The following is a 22,676-nucleotide window of genomic DNA, read 5'->3' on the forward strand; positions in this document are numbered from 1 at the left end:
CGTTTCACTAATAAGAAACCGAGGAATGCTTCATGACTGACAAGCCTGGTTACCGCCGCCCTCAAGTGGGCACCCAGCCGGAATACCTGCACCCGTCGTACCAGTCCACCAACCTGCGTTCGCCGTCGAAACCTTTGGTGTATCTGCCTCATTCGCTGTCGGAAATCACCGGCCCGACTGTGGGCGCAGATCGCATTCAGGAGAAGGACCACGACCTGACCGCCCAGCACGCTGGCGAGCCGCTCGGCGAGCGGATCATCATTCATGGGCGCGTGCTGGATGAGCACGGCGAGCCGGTGCCGGGCGTTCTCGTGGAGATCTGGCAGGCCAACGCCGCCGGACGCTACAACCACGACCGTGACAACCATGACGCGCCGCTGGACCCGAACTTCACCGGCACCGGTCGCACCGTCACCGACGCCGACGGTTGGTATCAATTCCAGACCATCAAGCCCGGCGCCTACCCGTGGGGCAATCACCACAACGCCTGGCGCCCGGCGCATATCCACTTCTCACTGTTCGGGCCGAGCATCCTGACGCGCCTAGTGACGCAGATGTATTTCCCCGGCGACCCGTTGCTGGAATACGACCCGATCTATAACTGCGTGCCGGACACCAGTGCCAAGGAACGCTTGATCGCCCGGTTCGACCTGGAAAAAACCGTCCCTCACTACGCCCTCGGTTATCGCTGGGACATCGTCTTGCGCGGCCGCGATGCCACGCCGATGGAGAAATAAGATGACGCTCAACGCCACTACGTCCCACACCGTCGGGCCTTACTACCACATCGGCCTGACCTGGCTGAACCGCGAAGACCTGACCGACGAGCAGACCCTCGGCCAAAGGGTGGCGATCACCGGGCAGGTGGTCGATGGCAATGGTCAGTTCGTCAACGACGCGATGCTGGAAGTCTGGCAGGCCAACGCGGCCGGCAAGTACGCCCACCCGGAAGACGACCAGGACAAACCCCTCGACCCGCATTTCGACGGTTTTGGTCGGGTACCGGTGGATGCCGAGGGACGTTTTCGTTTCACCACCATCAAGCCCGGCACCGTGCCGGGGCTGGGCGGCACGACCCAAGCCCCGCACCTGGTGGTGTTGGTGTTCGCCCGTGGGCTGGTCAAGCATCTGCTGACGCGGATCTATTTTGACGATGAACCCGGTAACGAAGCCGACCCGCTGCTGGCCTGCGTGCCGCAGGAACGACGCGGCACCCTCGTGGCCAAGCCCGATGCGTCGGGGGTGTACCAGTGGAACGTGATCCTGCAGGGCACGGATGCCGAAACGGTGTTCTTCGATTACTGAGTGAAAATCTCGGTGGCGAGGGAGTTCGCTCCCGCTGGCTTGCGACGCATTTCGTCAGACCAATCGCGCTGCCTGGTTTGCGACTGCTTCGCAGCCGAGCGGGAGCAAGCTCCCTCGCCACGGGTGTGATGCAAGCCCTGTGGGAGCGAGCTTGCTCGCGATAGCGTTGGTACAGGCGCTACTGCATGAAAGACTGTTTGTGGAACGGGACTGTTACGAAGTGTGTCTAGACGACGTCAGCCCCCAACGAGTGAAAAATCATGACCACCCCAACCAGCCACTACACCGGTGAAGAGCGCAGCAAGCGTATCTTTGCCATCGTCGGTGCCTCATCCGGCAACCTGGTCGAATGGTTCGACTTCTATGTCTATGCCTTTTGCGCCATTTACTTCGCGCCGGCATTCTTTCCGTCGGACAATCCCACCGTGCAATTGGTCAACACCGCCGGTGTATTCGCCGCCGGGTTCCTGATGCGGCCGATCGGCGGTTGGATTTTCGGCCGGGTGGCGGACCGTCACGGGCGCAAGAATTCGATGATGATCTCGGTGCTGATGATGTGCTTCGGCTCGTTGCTCATCGCCTGCCTGCCCACCTACAAGGACATCGGCGTCTGGGCGCCGGTGCTGCTGTTGCTCGCCCGTCTGCTGCAAGGCCTGTCGGTGGGCGGCGAGTACGGCACCACTGCCACCTACATGAGCGAAGTCGCCCTGAAAGGCCAGCGCGGCTTCTTTGCGTCGTTCCAGTACGTGACGCTGATCGGCGGGCAGCTGCTGGCGGTGTCGCTGGTGGTGATCCTGCAACAGTTCCTCAACGAGGACGAGCTGCGGGCCTACGGCTGGCGGATTCCGTTCGTGGTCGGCGCCGTGGCGGCAGTGATCTCCCTGTTCCTGCGCCGCTCACTGAAGGAAACCAGCAGCAAGGAAATGCGCGAAAACAAGGACGCCGGCAGCATCGCTGCACTGTTTCGCAGCCACAAGGCCGCCTTCATTACCGTACTGGGCTACACCGCCGGTGGTTCGCTGATTTTCTACACCTTCACCACGTATATGCAGAAATACCTGGTGAACACCGCCGGGCTGCACGCCAAGACCGCCAGCTACATCATGACCGGCGCGCTGTTCCTTTACATGTGCATGCAACCGCTGTTCGGCATGCTGGCGGACAAGATTGGCCGGCGTAACTCCATGCTCTGGTTCGGTGGCCTTGGGGCGCTGTGCACGGTGCCGATCCTGCTGACACTCAAAAGCATTAGCAGCCCGTTCCTGGCATTTGTCCTGATCACGTTGGCGTTGGCGATCGTCAGCTTCTACACCTCCATCAGCGGTTTGGTGAAGGCTGAAATGTTTCCACCGGAAGTGCGCGCGCTGGGAGTAGGGTTGGCGTATGCGGTGGCGAATGCGATTTTTGGCGGTTCGGCCGAATACGTCGCCTTGAGCCTGAAGGCCCAGGGCATGGAGAACGCCTTTTATTGGTATGTCACGGTGATGATGGTAGTGGCGTTCCTGTTCAGCCTGCGCCTGCCCAAGCAGCCGGCGTATTTGCATCACGATCTTTAAGGCTTGCTTGATTCATTGTGGCGAGGGGATTTATCCCCGCTGGGCTGCGCGGCAGCCCTCTCTTGTGAGCGCTTCGCACTCAAGCGGGAGCAAGCTCCCTCGCCATAACTGCATCTATTTTCTCAAGGAATGTTTATGAGCGAACGACCGGGCAATCAGCTCTTCGATGCCTACTTCACCGCCCGCGACATGCGCGACGTGTTCTGCGATGCGGGGCGGGTGCAGGCCATGCTGGACGTCGAAGCGGCACTGGCCCGGGCCGAGGCGCGAGTGGGGCTGATCCCCCACGAGGCGGTGGCGCCGATCGAGAACGCCTGCCACGCCCACCTGTACGATTTCGGCGCGTTGAGCGAAGCGATCGCCAGTGCCGGCAATTCGGCGATCCCGCTGGTCAAGGCGTTGGGCAAGCGCATCGCCATCCAGAGCCTGGAAGCTGAGCGGTACGTGCATTTGGGTGCCACCAGCCAGGACGTGATGGACAGCGGTCTGGTGGTGCAACTGCGCCAGGCGCTTGGGCTGATCGAAAACGAACTGGCGCAACTGGCCGACAGCCTGGCCCGACAAGCCGAACGCTACGCCGCGACGCCATTGGCCGGGCGTACGTGGTTGCAACACGCCACGCCGGTGACCCTGGGCATGAAGGTCGCCGGTTGGCTGGGGGCGATCACCCGCAGTCGCCAACGCTTGCGCGAGCTCAAGCCGCGCCTGCTGGTGCTGCAATTCGGCGGCGCTTCCGGGACGCTCGCTGCCTTGGGTGAGCACGCGCTGCCAGTCGCAGAGGCGTTGGCCGCCGAGCTGCAATTGAACCTGCCGGAGCAGCCGTGGCACACCCAGCGCGATCGCCTGGTGGAGTTCGGTTCGGTGCTGGGCCTGATCGCCGGCAGCCTGGGCAAGTTGGGGCGTGACATCAGTCTGTTGATGCAAACCGAAGCCGGCGAAGCGTTCGAACCCTCGGCGCCGGGCAAGGGCGGTTCGTCCACCATGCCCCACAAACGCAACCCGGTGGGCGCGGCCGTGCTGATCGGCGCGGCGACGCGCGTGCCGGGCTTGTTGTCGACGCTGTTCAGCGCCATGCCCCAGGAACATGAGCGCAGCCTGGGGCTGTGGCACGCCGAATGGGAAACCCTGCCGGAGATCTGCTGCCTGGTATCCGGCGCGCTGCAACAGGCGCGGCTGCTGGCCGACGGGCTGGAAGTGGATCCGTCGCGCATGGCCCGTAACCTGGAGTTGACCCAAGGGCTGCTGCTGGCGGAGGCCGTGAGCATCGTCCTGGCCCAGCGTGTGGGGCGCGACACCGCGCATCATCTGCTCGAACAATGCTGCAAGCGTGCCGTGGCCGAACAACGGCACCTGCGCGAAGTGCTGGGGGACGAACCTCAGGTCACCGCGCAGCTATCCACGACCGAGCTCGATCATCTGCTCGACCCGGCCCACTACCTTGGACAAGCCCAGACCTGGGTCGCCCGAGCCGTGGCCGAACACCTTGCCTTGAATGCCTGAAAGGAGATTGTTGTGGGATTCGTCAAACTCGCCGAGGGCGATCTGAATTATCGATTGGACGGGCCGGAAGACGCGCCGGTTCTGGTGCTTTCCAACTCCCTGGGCACCGACCTGCACATGTGGGACGAGCAGATCCAAGCTTTCAGCGAACACTTTCGCGTGCTGCGTTTCGACACGCGTGGTCATGGTCAGTCGTTGGTGACCGAAGGCCCCTACAGCATTGAACAGCTGGGGCGCGATGTGCTGGCCATGCTTGATGCCTTGAGCATCGACAAGGTGCATTTCTGCGGATTGTCCATGGGCGGGCTGATCGGCCAATGGCTGGGAATCAACGCGGGCGAGCGGTTGTTCAAACTGGTCATCTGCAACACGGCGGCCAAGATTGGCGACCCGTCGGTGTGGAACCCGCGCATCGAAACCGTGCTGCGTGACGGCCAGGCGGCGATGGTGGCCTTGCGTGACGCGTCGATTGGCCGCTGGTTTACACCGGACTTCGCCGAGGCGCACCCCGCGACGGTAAAGAAAATCACCGACATGCTGGCTGCCACCTCGCCCCAGGGTTATGCGGCAAACTGCGCGGCGGTGCGGGACGCCGATTTCCGCGAGCAGTTGGCGTCGATCCGCGTGCCGTTGTTGGTTGTGGCGGGCACCGAGGATGCGGTGACACCGCCGTCCGGTGGGCATTTTATACAAGAGCGGGTCAATGGGGCCAAATATGCCGAGTTCCGCGCCGCGCATTTGTCCAACGTCCAGGCCGGCGCTGCGTTCAGCGCGCGGGTGCTGGATTTCCTGCTTGATTCTGGCCGGGCCTGAGGAGTTTTTTGTGGACGAGAAACAACGTTACGACGAAGGCATGCAAGTGCGCCGCGCCGTGCTGGGCGATGCCCACGTGGATCGCAGCCTCAACGCCCTGACCGAATTCAACAGCGAATTCCAGGAGATGATCACCCGTCACGCCTGGGGCGACATCTGGACCCGCCCGGGACTGCCGCGCCATACCCGCAGCCTGATCACCATTGCCATGCTGATTGGCATGAACCGCAACGAAGAACTCAAGCTGCACCTGCGCGCCGCCGCCAACAATGGCGTCAGCCGTAGTGAGATTAAGGAAGTGATCATGCAAAGTGCGATTTATTGCGGCATTCCGGCGGCCAATGCCACCTTCCATTTGGCCGAATCGGTCTGGGATGAACTGGGTGTCGAGTCGCGGGGTTAGGGCATACCTCGATTCCTGTGGGAGCGAGCCTGCTCGCGAAAGCGGTGGGTCAGCTTGCATCGATGTTGGATGTGATGACGCCATCGCGAGCAAGCTCGCTCCCACAATGATCTCCAGCGGCCATTGAATCTACGTCCACCGCCAATCCCCTGTGGGAGCGAGCCTGCTCGCGAAAGCGGTGGGTCAGCTTGCATCGATGTTGGATGTGATGACGCCATCGCGAGCAAGCTCGCTCCCACACTGATCTCCAGCGGCCATTGAATCTACGTCCACTGCCAATCCCCTGTGGGAGCGAGCTTGCTCGCGATGACGGTGGTACAGCCTCCATCCATCTTTGGTTTTTACAGCAGGCTGATCGGATAGCTGACAATCAACCGGTTCTCATCGAACTCATTGGTACTGAAGTCCCTACGCATCGTCGAATTACGCCATTTCACGTTGAGGCTCTTGAACACGCCGCTCTGCACCGTGTAGGCCAGCTCACTTTCCCTGCCCCATTCCTTACCGTCGTCGACCGTGGCGGTGTGAACGTTGTCACCGCTGATGTAGCGGTTCATCAGGGTCAGGCCCGGCACGCCGACGGCGGCGAAGTTGAAGTCGTGGCGCAGTTGCCAGGATTTTTCCTTGGCGTTGTCGTAGCTGGAGTTGTAGCTGTCGTTCGCCAGGGTGCCGCCGCTGGTGCCGTTGACGCGCATCCAGGCATCGTCGCCGCCGACTTTCTGCAGGCCGACGTAGAAGGTGTTGCCGCCGTATTTGGCGGAAAGCATGGCGAAGGCGGTTTTGTTGTCAAGGTCGCCGGCCAGTGCGCTGCCGTCTTCCTTGCCGGTGAAGTAACCGAGGTTGGCGCCCAGGGTCCAGTCGCCGATCGGCTGGCTGTGGGTCAGGTTGAAATATTGCTGTTGGTAGATGTCGGACAGTTCCGCGTACCAGACGCCGACCTGGGTGCGTTTTTCGTTGAAGGCGTATTCGCCGCCACCGAAGTTGAAACGGTCGGAGGTGAATGCACCGCGGCCGTTCATCGACATGTCTTCCATGCTCGCGTCGTTACGCGGGCTGTTGGCGCGGAACTGGCCGCCGTAGAGGTTCAGGCCGTTGATTTCGGTGGAAGTCACCTGGCCGCCACGGAAGGTTTGCGGCAGGGAACGGCCATCGTCGGAACGCAGGATCGGCAACACTGGCATCCACTCGCCGACTTTCAATTCGGTCTTCGAGACCTTGGCCTTCAGGGCCACGCCCAGGCGACCGAAGTCATCGGCCGGGCGGCCGTCGTCGTGCACCGGCAGCAGCTGGGTGCCGGCCGTGCCACGACCGCCGTCGAGCTTGACCGAGTACAGGCCCAGCACGTCAACGCCGAAACCGACGGTGCCCTGGGTGAAGCCGGACTTGGCGTCGAGGATGAAGCTCTGGGTCCATTCCTCGGCTTTGCCCTGGGCATTGTCCGGGTTGGTGAAGTTGCGGTTGATGTAGAAGTTGCGCAGGTTCAGCGTGGCTTTGGCATCTTCGACGAACCCCGATTCCGCCGCCAGGACGGGGAGGGCGGTGCTGGTCAGGGCGACGGCAATGAGGCTGGGGAACAAGTGCTGTGTGGGCTTCATGGGCGTTGTCTCTTATTTTTTGTAGACGAAGCGAGTTGTTGCCGCATTTTTTGGGTGCGAACGGTACGGTGGGGGCAGGTTGTTAAAGCGACTGAGGATCAGCCGGACGGTGCAGGGCGTGGGGACATGGCATCGAACCTGTTGTTATTGGTTTTGTGCGAGCGATGGTGAAGGGCGGCCCGGGATCGGTTCAATTGCTGTTTGCGGGTTTTGGGCGATTATCGAACAGCAAAACAATCGAATGGATGGTCGCAATCCCCTGTGGGAGCGAGCTTGCTCCGGGCGGCGATCCGACGATGGCGGCCTGACAGCTGGCCTGAATTTTTGACCGGGTACATATCCGTTGCTGCGGTCACGGCGGCTTAGGGTTCCGCCCTTATCCCGGCATCCATGCCGGGATGCCCACTCCACAATGCCTGCGTTCGGCCATCGTGATTAACGGGGCGTCGAGATCAAAAGCAGATCAAAAGCAGATCAAAAGCAAGAGCAAGAGCAAGAGCAAGAGCAAGAGCAAGAGCAAGAGCACGGGGGCTTTCGCTGCACCTATGTGATAGAGCCATTGCTGTCGCGAGCAGGCTCGCTCGCGAAGAGGCCGCCTCGTTCTTGATCTTGATCTTGATCTTGATCTTGATCTTGATCCTTGGCGCCCCGTTAACCACGATGGCCGCACGTAGGTCTTGCGCAGTGGGTACCTCGGCATGGATGCCGAGGTAGCCGCGCTGGGCCATGGATGGCCGTTCGCGGCGGCCCACGGAGCAAGGCCGGAGTGCGGGCATGCCGAGCCTAGGCGAGGCACCGAGTGGTGGGGCGAAGCCTTTTTTGCTTACTTTTTTTGGCGTCTGAAAAAAAGTAAGCCGCCGTAAGGGCGGAACCGCCAGCGGCCGTTACCGCAGAAATAGATATGTACCCAGCCAACAAAAGCAGGGCCGACCGTCAGGCCGCCACCCGCGAGCAAGCTCGTTCCCACACGATTTGTTCCGGTCTGACAGACGCAACGATTTTTCCGACGAGATTTTAAGGTTGCTGCTCGGAAGCGATATCTCTAGGTTCTTCGTGTCGCTGCCAATTCAGCGATCGGGACTGCAAGCCCGCCGAATTTGTTAGGCGCCTAGCCGCGCCCCTATAATCCATGGCGCTTTGGTGCCATCGTTTTATGGTGGCTGTGTGCGGGAGACCTCCGGTCTGCCGAGGTTGCCTAACGACTCGGTCTTGCAGACCCGCATACAGCTGCCACCTATCATCTGCAAGTGATGCTGGCGGCTCTCATTTTCGTTAGGAGCACCATCATGATCAAAGAAACACCAAATCCCCCAACGCCTGAATCCACCTTCCCCTACAACGACCCCGATCCACAAAAACTCCAAGAAGCCGCAGACCGAGCACTCAATTACCATCTGGGCACCACTCCCGACCCCAAGCCCAAGACCTCAACCACCCAAGTGTTCACCGTCATCGATACCCTCGACACCGAGTGTCTACTGGCAAATCTCAGCGAAACCCTGGCCTCGGCCAATGCCATGCTCAACGACCTGGCGTTCGATCTGGGAGGCTCGCGACGGCATGTCGCGCTAGGCGTTGCGCAGATGATTGACTTGAGCGAGTTGCTGGCCAGTCGAGCGCTGGATATCGTCGACCCGCGTTAACCCTGTCGTTGTAAAAAAAGGCCCTAACAAAAAGCCCACCTTTCGGTGGGCTTTTTGTTTTCAGTACATCAATCAGAACAACTTCGTCTCCGGCGCTTTTTCCGCCAGCGGTTCGTGCTTGCCCGTCTCGGCATTCCAGCCACCACCCAGGGCCTTGTACAAATTGACCTCGCTGGTCAGTTGCGCAAGGCGGTCGGTGATCAGCGATTGTTGTGCGCTGAACAACTGGCGTTGGGCGTCGAGGAAGGTCAGGTTGCTGTCGACGCCGATGCGGTAGCGACGCTCGGCCAGGCGGTAGTAGTCCTGGTTGGCGGCGACGAAGTCGGTCTGGGCCTGCAGCTGTTCGTTGTAGGTCTGGCGCGCGGCCAGGCCGTCGGAGACTTCCTGGAACGCTGTCTGAATCGACTTCTCATACTGCGCGACGTTGATGTCTTTCTGGATCTTGGCGTAATCCAGGCTCGCCCGCAGGCTGCCGGCGTTGAAGATCGGCAGGTTGATCTGCGGCGCGAAGGTCCAGGTGCCCGAACCGCCCTTGAACAGACCGGACAGGTCAGGGCTCAGGGTACCGGCGTTGGCCGTAAGGCTGATGCTTGGGAAGAACGCGGCCCGTGCGGCGCCGATGTTGGCATTGGCGGCGAGCAGGTTGCGTTCGGCCTGGAGAATGTCCGGACGACGTTGCAGCAGGTCCGACGGCAGCCCGGCCGGCACTTCGCTGAGCAGGTCATCGCTCAACGGTTGAGTGCGCAGGTTGGCCGGCAGGCCGGTGCCCAGCAGCAGCGTCAGGCTGTTTTCATCCTGGGCCACTTGGCGGGTGTAGCGAGCCAGTTGCACGCGGGCGTTTTCCACCGCGGTGCGCGCCTGGCTCAGGTCCAGGGCCGAGGCCACGCCGACTTCGGCGCTACGCGAGGTCAGCTTCAGGCTCTGTTCGTAGGTGCCCAGGGTGTCCTGGGTCAGCTTGAGCAGTTCCTTGTCCGCCTGCCAGGTCAGATAGGCGTTGGCGACGTTGGCCACCAGGCTGATTTGGGTGCTGCGACGGGCTTCTTCGGTGGCGAAGTAGCTTTGCAACGCTTGCTCGCTCAGGCTGCGGACGCGACCGAACAGGTCCAACTCGTAGGCGCTGATCCCCAGCGTTGCGGAGTAGGAACTGCTGATGGCCGCTTCGCCGGTCTGCGAAGCCCGTGCCGGCACGCGCTGGCGGCTGCCGGAGCCGGTTGCCGAGACCGCCGGGAGCAGGTCCGCCCGCTGGATGCGGTATTGCGCGGCGTAGGCGTCGATGTTCAACGCAGCGACCCGTAGGTCGCGGTTGTTTTCCAGGGCAACCTGGATCAGCTGTTGCAGCGCAGGGTCATGGAAAAACTGCTTCCAGCCCTGCTCGGCGGCTGCCTGGCCGGGGGCGTTGGCCGGTTCGTAGGCCAGGCCTTGCGGGTACTGCGCCGCGACCGGAGCTTCGGGCCGCTGATAGTCCGGGATCAGCGAGCAACCGCTGAGCACGACCGCGGCGATGGTCAGGGAGAGTAGCGACTTGCTCATTGGCCAGCCTCTTTAGAAGTTTCAGGAGTGTTGTCCTGGTCGGCATTTTTGCGACGACCTAACGACGACACTGTCACGAAGAACAATGGCACCCAGAAGATTGCCAGGATGGTGGCCGTGAGCATACCGCCGATCACGCCGGTACCGATGGCGTGCTGGCTGCCCGAACCGGCGCCGGTGGAAATCGCCAGCGGGACGACGCCGAGGACGAACGCCAGGGACGTCATGATGATCGGCCGCAGACGCATCCTACAGGCTTCGATGGCGGCTTCCACCAGGGTCCGGCCTTGTTCGTGGAGTTCCTTGGCGAACTCGACGATCAGGATGGCGTTTTTCGCCGCCAGGCCGATCGTTGTCAACAAGCCCACCTGGAAGTACACGTCATTGGACAGACCGCGCAGGCTGGTGGCCAGCAGGGCACCGATAATCCCCAACGGCACCACGAGCATGACGGCGATCGGAATCGACCAGCTTTCATACAGTGCCGCCAGACAGAGGAATACCATCAGCAGCGAGAGCGCGTACAGGGCTGGGGCCTGGGAACCCGACAGGCGTTCCTCGTACGACAGGCCTGTCCAGGAGATGCCGACGCCGGCCGGCAACTTCTTGGCGATGGCTTCGACCTCGGCCATGGCTTCACCGGTGGAATAGCCCGGCGCCGGAGCACCCAAGACTTCCATCGCTTCCACGCCGTTGTAGCGCGCGAGCTTCGGCGAACCGTAAGTCCACTCGCCTTTGGCAAAGGCGCTGAACGGTACCATGGTCCCGGCGCTGTTGCGCACGTACCACTTCTTCAGGTCTTCCGGACTCATGCGAGCGCCCGGCTGGCCTTGCACGTAGACCTTTTTAACCCGGCCACGGTCGATGAAGTCGTTCACGTAGCTACTGCCCAGGGCGATCGACAGGGTGTTGTTGATATCGGCCAAGGTGATGCCCAGCGCGCTGGCCTTCTCGTCGTCGATCTCGAGCTGGTATTGCGGCTCGTCGTTCAGGCCGTTCGGACGGACCTGGGTCAAGACCTTGCTCTGGGACGCCATGCCCAGGAACTGGTTACGGGCTTCCATCAGCTTGTCGTGGCCGATGCCGGCGCGGTCCTGCAGGAACACGTCGAAACCGGTGGCGTTACCCAATTCCAGCACTGCTGGCGGGGCGAAGGCGAACACCATTGCGTCACGGAAGGTAAAGAAATGCTGCTGGGCGCGAGCGGCCAGCTTGAACACGCTGTTGTCGGCGTTACGCTCCTCCCACGGTTTCAGCATGATGAACGCCATGCCCGAGCTCTGGCCACGACCGGCGAAGTTGAAGCCGGTCACGGTAAACACCGAGGCCACGGCATCGCCTTCACCACCGTCCTTGCTTGGACGCAGCAGGAACTCGCGCATCTTGTCGACCACCACCTGGGTGCGCTCGGCACTGGAGCCGGCCGGTGTCTGTACCTGAGCAAACAACACGCCCTGGTCTTCTTCGGGCAGGAACGCGGTGGGGATGCGGGTGAACAGCCAGACCATGCCGACCACAATAATCACGTAAGCGAGCAGATACGGAGCCTTGCGCTGGAGCATGTTGCCCACGCCACGCTCGTAGCTCCTGACGCCACGGTCGAAAGTGCGGTTGAACCAGCCGAAGAAACCGCGTTTCGGCGTGCCGTGCTCGCCTTTTGGAATGGGCTTGAGCATGGTGGCGCACAGGGCCGGGGTGAAGATCAGGGCGACCAACACCGACAGCGCCATCGCGGAGACGATCGTGATGGAGAACTGTTTGTAGATCACGCCGGTGGAGCCGCTGAAGAACGCCATCGGCAGCAGCACCGCCGAAAGCACCAGGGCGATACCCACCAGGGCGCCCTGGATCTGGCCCATGGACTTCTTGGTGGCTTCCTTGGGCGACAGGCCTTCTTCGCTCATCACCCGTTCGACGTTTTCCACCACGACGATGGCGTCGTCCACCAGCAAGCCGATGGCCAGCACCATGCCGAACATGGTCAGGGTGTTGATGCTGAAGCCGGCCGCCGCGAGAATCCCGAAGGTACCCAGCAACACCACCGGCACCGTCATCGTGGTAATGATGGTGGCTCGGAAGTTCTGCAGGAACAGGAACATCACCAGGAACACCAGCACGACCGCCTCGACCAGGGTTTCAACCACACCCTTGATCGACTCGCTCACCACCGGCGTGGTGTCGTATGGGAACACCACTTCTACGCCCTGGGGGAAGAACGGCTTGAGGTCGTCAATGGTCTTGCGCAGGGCTTTGGCCGTGTCGAGTGCGTTGGCACCGTTGGCCAGTTTTACCGCCAGGCCCGACGCTGGTGCGCCATTGAACTGGGCGCTGATGCTGTAGTTCTCGCCGCCCAGGCCAACGTCGGCCACATCGCCAACGCGCACTTGGGAGCCGTCCGGGTTGACCTTCAGCAGGATCGCCTTGAACTGCTCGGCGGTCTGCAAGCGGGTCTTGCCGATAATGGTCGCGTTCAGTTGCTGGCCGGGCAGGGCAGGCAAGCCGCCGAGTTGGCCGGACGAGACCTGGACGTTTTGCGCGGCGATAGCGTTTTTGACGTCCACCGGGGTCAGGCTGAAATTGTTCAACTTGGCCGGGTCGAGCCAGATCCGCATCGCATACTGGGCCCCGAAGACCTGGAAGTCGCCGACACCGGCAGTGCGCGAGATCGGATCCTGCATGTTGGACACGATGTAGTTGGACAGATCGTCCTTGGTCATGCTGCCGTCGCGCGACACCACCCCGATCACCATCAGGAAGTTTTTCACCGACTTGGTCACGCGGATGCCTTGCTGCTGCACTTCTTGCGGCAACAGCGGGGTGGCCAGGTTCAGCTTGTTCTGGACCTGGACCTGGGCGGTATCGGAGCTGGTGCCCTGCTCGAAGGTCGCGGTGATGGTCATGCTGCCGTCGGAGTTACTTTCCGAGGACACATAACGCAGGTTGTCGATGCCGTTGAGCTGCTGCTCGATGACCTGCACCACGGTGTCTTGCACGGTTTGTGCGGAAGCACCTGGGTAGGTCACCTGGATCGCAATGGCCGGCGGCGCGATGCTCGGGTACTGGTTGATCGGCAACTTGAGGATCGACAAAGCGCCGACCAGCATGATCACCAGGGCGATCACCCAGGCGAAGATCGGACGGTCGATAAAGAATTTCGACATGGTTTACTCCCCTTTGCCGCCGGCGGCTTTGTCAGCTGCCTGAGCGGGGGCCGGGTTCTTAGCGCCAACGTTGGTGGCTTCGGTGGCTTTGACTTCTACCCCTGGCCGTACGTACTGCAACCCTTCGGTGATCAGGCGATCACCGGCCTTGAGGCCGTCTTCGATCAGCCATTGGTTGCCAACGGTGCGGCTGGCCTTGAGCTGACGCAGTTCGACCTTGTTATCGGCGCCCACGACCATGGCGGTCGGCGTACCCTTGAGGTCGCGGGTCACGCCTTGCTGCGGTGCCAGGATCGCCGCGCTGTTCACGCCAGCCTGCAGTTGCGCGTGGACAAACATGCCCGGCAGCAACGTGTGGTCGGGGTTGGGGAACACGGCGCGCAAGGTCACGGAGCCGGTGGTCTGGTCGACCGAGACTTCGGAGAATTCGAGCTTGCCTTCATGGGGGTACTGGCTGCCGTCTTCCAGGGTCAGCTTGACCATGGCGGCGTTGTCGCCGGCCTTCTGCAGGCGGCCGCTTTCCAGCTCGCGGCGCAGTTGCAGGAGCTCGACGGAGCTTTGCGTCACGTCGACATAGATCGGGTCGAGTTGCTGGATGGTCGCCAGGGCATCGGTCTGCCCGTTGCTGACCAGCGCGCCTTCGGTCACCGAGGAACGTCCGATGCGACCTGAAATCGGCGCATAGACCTTGGTGTACCGCACATTGATCTGCGCGGTCTGCAGGCTGGCTTCCGACTCCAGGCGATTGGCCATGGCAGTGTCGTATTCCTGGCGGCTCACGGCTTGTTCATCAACCAATTGCTTGTAGCGATCAGCGATCGACTTGGTGGAACGCAGGTTGGCCTCGGCGCTCTTGAGGTTCGCTTCGTAAACGGCGGGGTCGATCTGGTACAGCTGCTGGCCGGCCTTGACGTCGGCGCCTTCCTTGAACAGGCGCTTGAGGATGATGCCATTGACCTGAGGGCGCACTTCGGCAACGCGGAACGCACTGGTGCGGCCCGGCAGTTCAGAGGTCAGCGTAAAAGGCTGGGTCTTGAGGGTTACGACGCCGACCTGAGGAGGGGGAGGCGCGGGTGCAGCCTCTTCCTTTTTGCATCCGCTGAGCAGCGATGCCAGGGCGATGGCAGTGACCAGAGCGGTAACAGCTGGCTTGAATTGCATGGAAATCCTCGGGTCCAGGCGCGTAACAGGCGCGCTCGAAAGTGAAAGGTGAAAAAAGAGCCAGATAAGCAATTAGTAGGATGCTAAGAAATATACTTACGTACACGGTTGTTTGTAAACAGCCAAATTGCGTACCATCCGGATTTACAAAAGCCTGACAAAGGCCAATGCGGACCGGGGACGCGTGCAGGCAGACGTTGCCTATAGATTGTCCTGCTGATCCTTACGCATTGCTTACGCATCCTGATTGAGGTGTTTACTGCCATGGTCCGTCGTACCAAAGAGGAAGCCTTGGAGACTCGCAGCCAGATACTCGAAGCGGCCGAAAAAGCCTTCTTCGAGCGAGGCGTTGCGCGTACCACGCTGGCCGATATCGCGACGCTCGCCGGTGTGACACGGGGCGCCATCTATTGGCATTTCAGCAACAAGGCGGATCTGCTCCAGGCCATGCTCGATACGCTGCATGAACCGCTCGATGAATTGGCCCGCGCAAGCGAAAACGAGGAAGAGCTTGATCCCCTGGGGTGCGTGCGCAAGTTGTTGGTACGGTTGTTCCAGCAGGTGGCCCTGGACCCGAAAACCCGGCGCATCAATGAGATTCTGTTCCATAAGTGCGAGTTCACCGATGAAATGTGCGATTTGCGCCAGCAGCGACGTGAAGTCAGCCTCGACTGCAACGTGCGTATCGCCTTGTCGTTGCGCAATGCAATGAAACGCGGCCAGTTGCCGGATGACCTCAATCCCGAAAGGGCGGCGGTTGCCATCCATGCCTATATCGACGGCATTCTTTACCAGTGGTTGCTGGCTCCAGACAGTTTCGCCCTGGCGAATGAAGCCGAACGCTGGGTGGACATCGGGCTGGATATGCTGCACCTGAGCCCTAGCCTGCGCAAATGAAACAAAATGCGTAATTGAATCGGTTTGTGTCAATACGGGCGCGTGAGAAAGGCTTTATAAACTGACGTCGGCCAAGGGTATATAAAATCGGTGGCGAATTTTGTAGGAAAATTGTTTCGCGGTTGTAAGCGCAGTGGCCCGGTGCGCTTACAAAGTGGAAATATGTGCCCCATCGGGTTGGCCTGACGGGGCAGTATCTTCAGCTAATTACGATTTCTACGGTAAAGCCGTAGGGTTCTCCCTCCGCCGCGTGCGTGATGCGAGTTGTGCAATTGACGGGCGTTGCGCCAATAGAGGTCACGTTATGGGTCCGTACCGGTGTCAGGGTGGGGGTGAAAACGCCAAAAGAAGTCTCCACGCGTAAGCCGAAATCGAAGCGGAATCCACATTGTTTGTCGCCAAACACAATGAAGTGTTGGAACATATCCTTGCTACGGCTGCGCAATGTCCTGACGTACGAGAAGTCGAATTTCAACGCCTGGATATCCCCGCGACGGATATTGAAGAAGTCATGATCAATGGCGTTCAGGCTGAGGTTGTTTTCGCGAAATTGAAAAGCCTGGTCGGTGTGGTTGAATATCTTGACCAGCAATCGGGTTTTATCCTGGCGAATCTTTTCTTGCTCCCAGGCTTGAATCTTCCGGTCGACCTCATCGTTCTTTTTGTTCTTTTCTATCAAGGCGTTAAGTGCCTCGGCGTACTCTGTCGTGTCGAGTGACTTGAATTGCTCGTACAAGACTGACAAGGGCAAAAAGCGGAACTGTGAAAGGAGTCTCTCGATAAGGTCGTTATTGGCCGGTGGCGTGCTGTCCGTCGCGTCATTCATTCTCAAATTCCTTTTTTCAATGTTGCCTTTCAATGGCAGGAGGGGAACGCCGTATGCGCTCACTGTTCCCGATAATGAGCGGCTTTGCCTTGATTACAAAGTTCTTATGTTTGACCGAATATTGGAAATTAAAAAAGCCCTGGCTCTTTCGAGGCAGGGCTTTTATAGAGGTGGAGATTAAAGTACAGGGTAATCGATATAACCCACCGGGCCTTTCCCGTAGAAGGTTTCCGGATGCGGCTCGTTCAATGGCGCGTCGGCTTTCAAGCGTGCCGGCAGGTCCGGGTTGGCAATGAATGGCACGCCAAACGCCACGGCGTCCGCCTTGCCTGCTGCCAGCCAGGCGTTGGCGCTTTCCTTGGTGAAGTGCTCGTTGGCAATGTACGGGCCGCCGAAGGCTTGCTTGAGTTGTGGGCCGATGCTGTCGTCGCCTTCTTTCTCGCGGGAGCAGATAAAGGCGATGCCACGCTTGCCCAGCTCGCGGGCGACATAGCTGAAGGTTTCCAGACGGTTCTCGTCGCCCATGTCATGGGAGTCGGCGCGCGGCGCCAGGTGTACGCCCACGCGGCCGGCGCCCCAGACTTCGATGGCCGCATCGGTGACTTCCAGCAGCAGGCGAGCGCGGTTTTCCAGGGAGCCGCCGTAGTGATCGGTGCGCTGGTTGGTGCTGCTTTGCAGGAACTGGTCGAGCAGGTAGCCGTTGGCACCATGGATTTCCACCCCGTCGAAACCGGCGGCCTTGGCGTTTTCGGCACCGACGCGGTAGGCATCGACGATGTCGGCGATTTCAGCGGTTTCCAGTGCTCGCGGTGTCGGGTAGTCAGCCAACGGGCGAACCAAGCTTACGTGGCCCTTGGGCTGGATGGCGCTCGGTGCCACTGGAAGTTCGCCGTCCAGGTAGGAAGGGTGGGAGATCCGGCCCACATGCCAGAGCTGCAGGAAGATCTTGCCGCCGGCGCCGTGGATGGCTTTGGTCACGTTGGCCCAGCCGCGTACCTGGTCGTTGGACCAGATGCCAGGGGTGTCCGGATAACCCACGCCCATTGGCGTGACCGACGTGGCTTCGCTGAGGATCAGGCCGGCGGAAGCGCGTTGCACGTAGTATTCGGCCATCAAGGCGTTGGGTACGCGGCCTGCGTCGGCGCGGCAGCGGGTAAGCGGGGCCATGATGATGCGGTTCTTCAGCTCGATGTCGCCGAGTTTGATGGGGTCGAAAATTGTTGCCATGAAATACAACCTCGCAAAGTGAAGGATCAGAAGTCAGTGAGTGGCAGGTGCCAGGTCGGCATGGCCGCCCTGACGGAAAGTGATCAGGGTCACCAGCAGCGCCAGCACGGCCAGCGCGCCGGCGGCGAGGGGCACGGTGGTCAGGCCCAGGCCATGGTCGATGACAGTGCCGCCGACCCAGGCGCCCAAGGCATTGCCAATATTGAAGGCGCCGATATTCAAGGTGGACACCAGGTTGGGCGCGTCTTTGCCGAAGGTCACCACGTTGACCTGCAGGGCCGGCACGGCGGCGAAGCAGGCGGTGGCCCACAGGAACAGCGTTATCTCGGTCGGGATCAGCGCCACGCTGGTCCAGCTCAGGACGGTGGACACGACGGCCATGGTCAGGAATACGCCCATCAGCGTGTTCGCCAGGCTCTTGTCCGCCAGCTTGCCGCCAATGATGTTGCCCAGGGTCAGGCCGAGGCCGATCAGTACCAGGGTCCAGGTCACGCCACGGGGCGACACGCCGGTCACTTCGCCGAGCAGCGGGGCGACGTAGGTGAACAGGGTGAATACCGAGGCGGAGAACAGCGCGGTCATGCTCAACGACAGCCACAAGCCGGCGCCCTTGAGCGCCACCAGCTCTGAACGCATGTCGAGTTTTTCCTCGTCGCGCTTGGCCGGCAGGAAGCGGATCAGGCCGATCAGGGCAATCACGCCAATGATCGTCACGGCCCAGAAGGTCGAGCGCCAGCCGGCTTGCTGGCCCAATGCAGTGCCCAGCGGTACGCCAAGCACATTGGCCAGGGTCAGGCCGGTGAACATCAGGGCCACGGCCGAGGCACGCTTGTTGGGCGCCACCAGGCCGGCGGCGACGACCGAGCCTATGCCAAAGAACGCACCGTGGCAGAGGGCGGTGACGACTCGGGCAAACATCAGCACGTTGTAGTCGCTGGCTACTGCGCAGAGCAGGTTGCCGACAATGAAAATCCCCATCAATGCCACCAACGCAGCCTTGCGCGGCAGTCGCGCGGTGGCCAGGGCCATGAACGGCGCACCGATGGCCACGCCCAGGGCGTAGCCGGTCACCAACCAGCCGGCGCCGGGAATCGATACGCCCAGGTCCGCCGCCACATCGGGCAACAGGCCCATGATGACGAATTCCGTCGTGCCGATGGCGAAGGCGCTAAGCGCCAGAATCAAGAGTGAAAGGGGCATTTCGAATCCTTGTCGGTTTAGAGCTCTTGGCTCATTTGCTTGAGGAACTGCTGGATCGCTTCCTCGTTGCGTTTGAAGAAGTGCCATTGGCCGACCTTCTGGCTGGTGATCAACCCGGCCCGTTGCAACACCGCCAGATGCGCCGAAACCGTGGACTGCGACAGGCCGCAGCGCTGGTCGATCTGGCCCGCGCAGATGCCGAATTCGTGGTTGTGCAACTGTTCGGGAAACTGGGCCTTGGGGTCCTTGAGCCAGTTGAGGATGTCTCGCCGTACTGGGTGTGCCAGGGCTTTTATTATTTCGTCGAGGTCGAGAGTCATTGGGGCAGCTCACATGAATAACGCTATATCGCGATGAGGCGAACCTTAAATCGTTGCTTCGCGATATACCAATATGTATTTGATCTGAAGATCTTTCAAATCGCTATATCGGGTTATAACGATATAGGCGTCGGGGTGCTAAGCTGCGGGCCATGAACTATCTCGCACACCTGCACCTCGGCGGCCCTGGCCGGGAACAACTGCTCGGCAGCCTTTATGGCGACTTCGTCAAAGGGCCGCTGCAGGGCCAATTCAACCCGCGGATCGAAGCGGCGATAGCCCTGCATCGACGCATCGACATGTACACCGATCGCCATCCGCTGGTGGATATCGCCTTGTCGCGTTTTTCCACGGTGCGGCGGCGTTATGCCGGGATCGTGCTGGATGTATTCTTCGACCATTGCCTGGCCCGGGATTGGACGCTGTACAGCGAAGGACCGCTGATGGACTTCACCTCCCGGGTCTATCAGGTCCTCGCTGCTGAACCGCAACTGCCGGGGCGGCTGGCGCAGATCGCACCTTATATGGCGGCGGACGACTGGCTGGGGTCGTATACGCAATTCGAGGTGCTGGGCCAGGTGCTGCGCGGCATTTCCCGGCGGCTATCGCGGCCGGAGGAACTGGCGGGGGCGATGTCAGAACTGGTCAGGCTCTATGAGCCGTTGAGCGAAGACTTTCGGTTGTTCTATCCGCAGTTGCAGGATTTTGCGCGGAATCAGGCCTCACCGCAGGACTAAATTGTGGGAGCGAGCTTGCTCGCGATGGCGGTGTATCAGCCAGCACATCTGCCGCATTCGGATCAAGCCGCAATCGCCGCGGGCCGAACCGGAATTGTCTGCTTCTCGGGCATTTCGCCGAACAATGCTTTGTGTACCGCTTGTTGCGCCTGGAAAGCCAGGGCCGCGCGTTCCTGGCCGTGGCAAGCAATCGGTTCCAAGAGATGGATTTCCACATCGCCACGATCATTGGCGAACAATCGCATCAGGTGCGACAGCAGATCGTCATCGCCAATGAACGGCGCCAGCAAATCGGGTTCGCCCTTGCGCAGGTAACGGATCGCCACCGGTTGCAAGGCCACGTCGGCATCGATGGCCGCCGACAACAGGCGGCCGTGGAAAGTGCGCAGCGTCCGGCCGTCGGTGGTGGTGCCTTCGGGGAACATGAGCAGCGGATAGGCCTGCTCCAGGTGACGGCTCATCTGCTTGCGAATCAACTGACTGTCGCCCGAACCACGACGGATGAACAGGCTGCCGGCCTTGGCTGCCAGCCATCCGGCGACCGGCCAGGTACGCACTTCGGCCTTGGACAGAAACGACAGGGGCGTGAGCATGCCCAGCAGTGGGATATCGGTCCAGGACACGTGGTTGCTGACCCACAGCATCGGCTGTTTCGGCAGTTGCCCATGGACGGTGACGCGAAAGGGCAGGGCGTTGGTCAGCCGCGCCATGAAGAAACGCGACCAGCACTGGCGGCGCACCATCGAATGAGCGAGTCCCAGGCGTTCCAGCAGCCCGAACACACTGGCCATGGCCAGGCCCAGGGTGACGACCAGCAATACTCGCGCGATTCGCGCGTACACCCGCAACCGGCTCATCAGACCGCCGCCTTGAAGTGACGGGCATAACGCGGGCAGAGCTCGTCGCGCTTGAGCAGGATAAACACGTCGGCCACCTGGAAGTCTTCATCCCAGCAGGGCTCGCCGCAGATTTTCGCGCCCAGGCGCATGTAGGCCTTGAGCAGCGGGGGCATTTCGGCGATGACGTTGGACGGGACGTCCAAGGCCGGCAACGGCTTTTTCGGCACCGCTTGCAGGTGTTCGGTGCACAGGTAGCGCTCGCGCAGGCGCTGCATGATTGCCTGGGCCTGGATGCCGCCGTCCTGCATCGGGATGCTTGCGCAACCCATCAAGTAGCTGTAGCCGCCTTGATTGAGGACTTCGGCCAACTCGCCCCAGAGCACCGCGATGGTACCGCCGTTGCGGTAGGCCGGGTCCACGCAGGTACGGCCTATTTCCAGAATCGGGCCTTGGAGATGAATCAGGCCGTGGAGGGCGAATTCTTCTTCGCTGTAGAACCGGCCCAGGCTGCTGGCGGCCTGATGGTCGAGCAGGCGAGTGGTGGCCACGAGGCGCCCAGTGTTCAGGTCGCGTACGCCAATGTGAGCGCAGTGAACATCATAGTCATCCATGTCCAGACCCATCTCCGCGCCCTTGAGCTTGGCGTTGAATTCGCCGCTGAAGACGTTGAAGCGCAGGGCCTGTGCTTCTTGCAAGGCCTGGGCGCCGATCAGGCGTTCGGCTTGCAGGCGGCGTTCATTGCCGGTGTCGCTGATGCGGGCGATCTGGGTCATAGCGAATCTCCGTGCGGGCTGTTCAGTTGCAGCCTGTCGACTTTCTTTATGCAGCCATGTTGTGCAAAGTCAGGCTATGTAGCCCCGGTGTCATCGCCATGAAGCTTTGGTGATGCTTATATGACAGCCCACAAGGAGGCCCAGATGCCTTGGCAAACCCTGATCGAACGCGGCGAGCGGCTGCCCGCCTGTGCGGATCTGGCCGAAGGTTATGCCGCGTTGCTGCATCGCCTGGGGTCGGTGACGCCGTTCGAGTTGGCCGTGGTCGGCGGTCGGTCGATGGCCACGCCCGGGTTGGCGTTTCTGGTGGGTTACCAAGCGGCGTTGCGGGCGCTTTGGCCGAGCGCGCCCCAAAGCCTCGGTGCGTTGTGCGCCACCGAGCAGCGCAGCTTGCGCCCGGCGGACATGCAGACCCGACTCGCCGACTTGCGGCTGAGCGGGCGCAAGGATTTTGTCACCGCGGGCGATGCCGCCGAGTGGTTGCTGGTCGCGGCCCGAAGCGAGGCTCCCGACGAGGCGCCGCGATTGAACCTGGCGGTGGTGCATGCGGGCGAACCGGGCGTGACGCTGGAAAAGTTGCCGACGTTGCCGTTCATGCCGGATATCAGCCATGGGCGGATGTTGCTGGACGGTGCGCTGTGCCAATTGCTCCCCGGCGACGGCTGGGACGTCTACGTCAAACCGTTTCGCACCTTGGAAGATGTCTACGTGCTCAGTGCAATGACCGCCTGGTTGTACGGCTTAGGGCAAGAATGCGGCTGGCCCCGGCCGTTGCAACTGCGTCTGTTGGCGTTGCTCGCCGGTTGCGCGCAGACGAGTCGCCACAACCCTTCGAGTGCTGTCGCGCATGTGTTGCTGGGTGGGCTGTTCGCCCAATTCAAAGGGCTCGATGCTGAGTTGGACGATGCCTTGGCCGATGGGCCGGCGGCGTGGCGTGAGATGTGGGGGCGTGACAAGGCGGTGATGGACATCGCGGCGGGGGCGCGGGCCAAGCGGTTGGACAAGGCGTTGGGGTCTTCGTCGATTTGAAGGGCCTCATCGCGAGCAAGCTCGCTCCTTCGGGGCTTGCGTCGCGCATAAGGTCCGCTGTGGGAGCGAGCTTGCTCGCGATGGCGTCCTTTCGAACACCAAAACTCAAACTGTCATCAAGTCTGAATAGGCTCTGCAAGTTCACCTCTGCGAGCCCCGCG

The 22,676-nt window shown here is 61.2% G+C and carries 20 protein-coding genes and 1 pseudogene; 10 read left to right on the forward strand and 11 right to left on the reverse strand.

Annotated features, from left to right (window positions below; all coding sequences use genetic code 11):
- Positions 1-32 precede the first annotated feature (32 nt).
- From pcaH to pcaC, 6 genes are all read left to right on the forward strand, one after another.
- Positions 33-737, forward strand: a complete 705-nt coding sequence (gene pcaH / locus J3P92_RS06965) for a protocatechuate 3,4-dioxygenase subunit beta (RefSeq protein ID WP_434650162.1) — start codon at positions 33-35, stop codon at positions 735-737.
- A 1-nt stretch (position 738) separates the two neighbouring features.
- On the forward strand, positions 739-1,305 hold the full coding sequence (gene pcaG, locus J3P92_RS06970) for a protocatechuate 3,4-dioxygenase subunit alpha (protein WP_420764443.1): 567 nt from the start codon (positions 739-741) through the stop codon (positions 1,303-1,305).
- A gap of 260 nt (positions 1,306-1,565) precedes the next feature.
- On the forward strand, positions 1,566-2,861 hold the full coding sequence (locus J3P92_RS06975; RefSeq protein WP_434650163.1) for an MFS family transporter: 1,296 nt from the start codon (positions 1,566-1,568) through the stop codon (positions 2,859-2,861).
- Between the two features lie 135 nt (positions 2,862-2,996).
- Complete coding sequence (locus J3P92_RS06980) at positions 2,997-4,361, forward strand: 3-carboxy-cis,cis-muconate cycloisomerase (protein ID WP_434650164.1); 1,365 nt, start codon at positions 2,997-2,999, stop codon at positions 4,359-4,361.
- Between the two features lie 12 nt (positions 4,362-4,373).
- A complete protein-coding gene (gene pcaD, locus J3P92_RS06985) occupies positions 4,374-5,174 on the forward strand; it encodes a 3-oxoadipate enol-lactonase (protein ID WP_434650166.1) in 801 nt (266 codons plus the stop codon).
- A 10-nt stretch (positions 5,175-5,184) separates the two neighbouring features.
- The gene (gene pcaC / locus J3P92_RS06990; protein ID WP_030142291.1) at positions 5,185-5,577 is read left to right on the forward strand and encodes a 4-carboxymuconolactone decarboxylase; all 393 of its coding nucleotides are present in this window, start codon (positions 5,185-5,187) and stop codon (positions 5,575-5,577) included.
- A gap of 341 nt (positions 5,578-5,918) precedes the next feature.
- Here pcaC and J3P92_RS06995 read toward each other — a convergent pair whose 3' ends face one another.
- Together J3P92_RS06995 and J3P92_RS07000 are read right to left on the reverse strand one after the other, a co-directional pair.
- The gene (locus J3P92_RS06995) at positions 5,919-7,172 is read right to left on the reverse strand and encodes an OprD family porin (RefSeq protein ID WP_434650168.1); all 1,254 of its coding nucleotides are present in this window, start codon (positions 7,170-7,172) and stop codon (positions 5,919-5,921) included.
- A 629-nt stretch (positions 7,173-7,801) separates the two neighbouring features.
- Positions 7,802-7,900: pseudogene (locus tag J3P92_RS07000) on the reverse strand (nucleoid-structuring protein H-NS); the annotation flags it as partial.
- A gap of 558 nt (positions 7,901-8,458) precedes the next feature.
- Between J3P92_RS07000 and J3P92_RS07005 the strand changes: the two are divergent.
- Positions 8,459-8,815 (forward strand): DUF6124 family protein, encoded by a 357-nt coding sequence (locus J3P92_RS07005; RefSeq protein WP_434562724.1) that lies wholly within the window; start codon positions 8,459-8,461, stop codon positions 8,813-8,815.
- 72 nt (positions 8,816-8,887) lie between these two features.
- Here J3P92_RS07005 and adeC read toward each other — a convergent pair whose 3' ends face one another.
- From adeC to J3P92_RS07020, 3 genes are read right to left on the reverse strand one after another with little or no spacing between them, the layout of a single operon-like run.
- A complete protein-coding gene (gene adeC, locus J3P92_RS07010) occupies positions 8,888-10,345 on the reverse strand; it encodes an AdeC/AdeK/OprM family multidrug efflux complex outer membrane factor (RefSeq protein ID WP_434650169.1) in 1,458 nt (485 codons plus the stop codon).
- Positions 10,342-13,506, reverse strand: a complete 3,165-nt coding sequence (emhB, locus tag J3P92_RS07015) for an efflux RND transporter permease subunit EmhB (protein ID WP_434562726.1) — start codon at positions 13,504-13,506, stop codon at positions 10,342-10,344. The genes adeC and emhB overlap by 4 nt, the downstream gene beginning before the upstream one ends.
- A 3-nt stretch (positions 13,507-13,509) precedes the next feature.
- Positions 13,510-14,667 carry an efflux RND transporter periplasmic adaptor subunit gene (locus tag J3P92_RS07020; protein WP_420766761.1) on the reverse strand — a complete coding sequence of 386 codons (1,158 nt, stop codon included), beginning with the start codon at positions 14,665-14,667 and terminating at the stop codon, positions 13,510-13,512.
- A 264-nt stretch (positions 14,668-14,931) separates the two neighbouring features.
- Between J3P92_RS07020 and J3P92_RS07025 the strand changes: the two genes are divergently transcribed.
- The gene (locus J3P92_RS07025; protein ID WP_420766760.1) at positions 14,932-15,564 is read left to right on the forward strand and encodes a TetR family transcriptional regulator; all 633 of its coding nucleotides are present in this window, start codon (positions 14,932-14,934) and stop codon (positions 15,562-15,564) included.
- A 199-nt stretch (positions 15,565-15,763) separates the two neighbouring features.
- On the opposite strand, the gene J3P92_RS07030 is transcribed toward J3P92_RS07025, so the two are convergent.
- The 4 genes from J3P92_RS07030 to J3P92_RS07045 all read right to left on the reverse strand — a co-directional run bounded on the left by J3P92_RS07030 (position 15,764) and on the right by J3P92_RS07045 (position 19,137).
- A complete protein-coding gene (locus J3P92_RS07030; protein WP_434650171.1) occupies positions 15,764-16,390 on the reverse strand; it encodes a hypothetical protein in 627 nt (208 codons plus the stop codon).
- A 177-nt stretch (positions 16,391-16,567) separates the two neighbouring features.
- The gene (locus J3P92_RS07035; protein WP_434650173.1) at positions 16,568-17,617 is read right to left on the reverse strand and encodes an alkene reductase; all 1,050 of its coding nucleotides are present in this window, start codon (positions 17,615-17,617) and stop codon (positions 16,568-16,570) included.
- A gap of 33 nt (positions 17,618-17,650) precedes the next feature.
- Positions 17,651-18,817 (reverse strand): MFS transporter, encoded by a 1,167-nt coding sequence (locus J3P92_RS07040; RefSeq protein ID WP_420766757.1) that lies wholly within the window; start codon positions 18,815-18,817, stop codon positions 17,651-17,653.
- A gap of 17 nt (positions 18,818-18,834) precedes the next feature.
- Positions 18,835-19,137 carry an ArsR/SmtB family transcription factor gene (locus J3P92_RS07045; protein ID WP_434610033.1) on the reverse strand — a complete coding sequence of 101 codons (303 nt, stop codon included), beginning with the start codon at positions 19,135-19,137 and terminating at the stop codon, positions 18,835-18,837.
- 152 nt (positions 19,138-19,289) lie between these two features.
- Here J3P92_RS07045 and J3P92_RS07050 point away from each other — a divergent pair, with 152 nt between their 5' ends.
- Positions 19,290-19,874 carry an ACP phosphodiesterase gene (locus tag J3P92_RS07050; protein WP_434650175.1) on the forward strand — a complete coding sequence of 195 codons (585 nt, stop codon included), beginning with the start codon at positions 19,290-19,292 and terminating at the stop codon, positions 19,872-19,874.
- Between the two features lie 62 nt (positions 19,875-19,936).
- Here the strand turns inward: J3P92_RS07050 and J3P92_RS07055 are convergent, their stop codons facing one another.
- Both J3P92_RS07055 and olsB read right to left on the reverse strand, forming a co-directional pair.
- Positions 19,937-20,731, reverse strand: coding sequence for a lysophospholipid acyltransferase family protein (locus tag J3P92_RS07055; protein ID WP_434650176.1), 795 nt, complete (start codon positions 20,729-20,731; stop codon positions 19,937-19,939).
- A complete protein-coding gene (gene olsB / locus J3P92_RS07060) occupies positions 20,731-21,486 on the reverse strand; it encodes an L-ornithine N(alpha)-acyltransferase (RefSeq protein ID WP_434562738.1) in 756 nt (251 codons plus the stop codon). The genes J3P92_RS07055 and olsB overlap by 1 nt, the downstream gene beginning before the upstream one ends.
- 144 nt (positions 21,487-21,630) lie before the next feature.
- Between olsB and J3P92_RS07065 the strand changes: the two genes are divergently transcribed.
- A complete protein-coding gene (locus J3P92_RS07065; RefSeq protein WP_434610039.1) occupies positions 21,631-22,515 on the forward strand; it encodes an acyl-CoA dehydrogenase in 885 nt (294 codons plus the stop codon).
- The last annotated feature ends 161 nt before the right edge of the window (positions 22,516-22,676 follow it).

This window comes from Pseudomonas sp. D3-27, assembly GCF_051132165.1.
Classification (GTDB): domain Bacteria; phylum Pseudomonadota; class Gammaproteobacteria; order Pseudomonadales; family Pseudomonadaceae; genus Aquipseudomonas.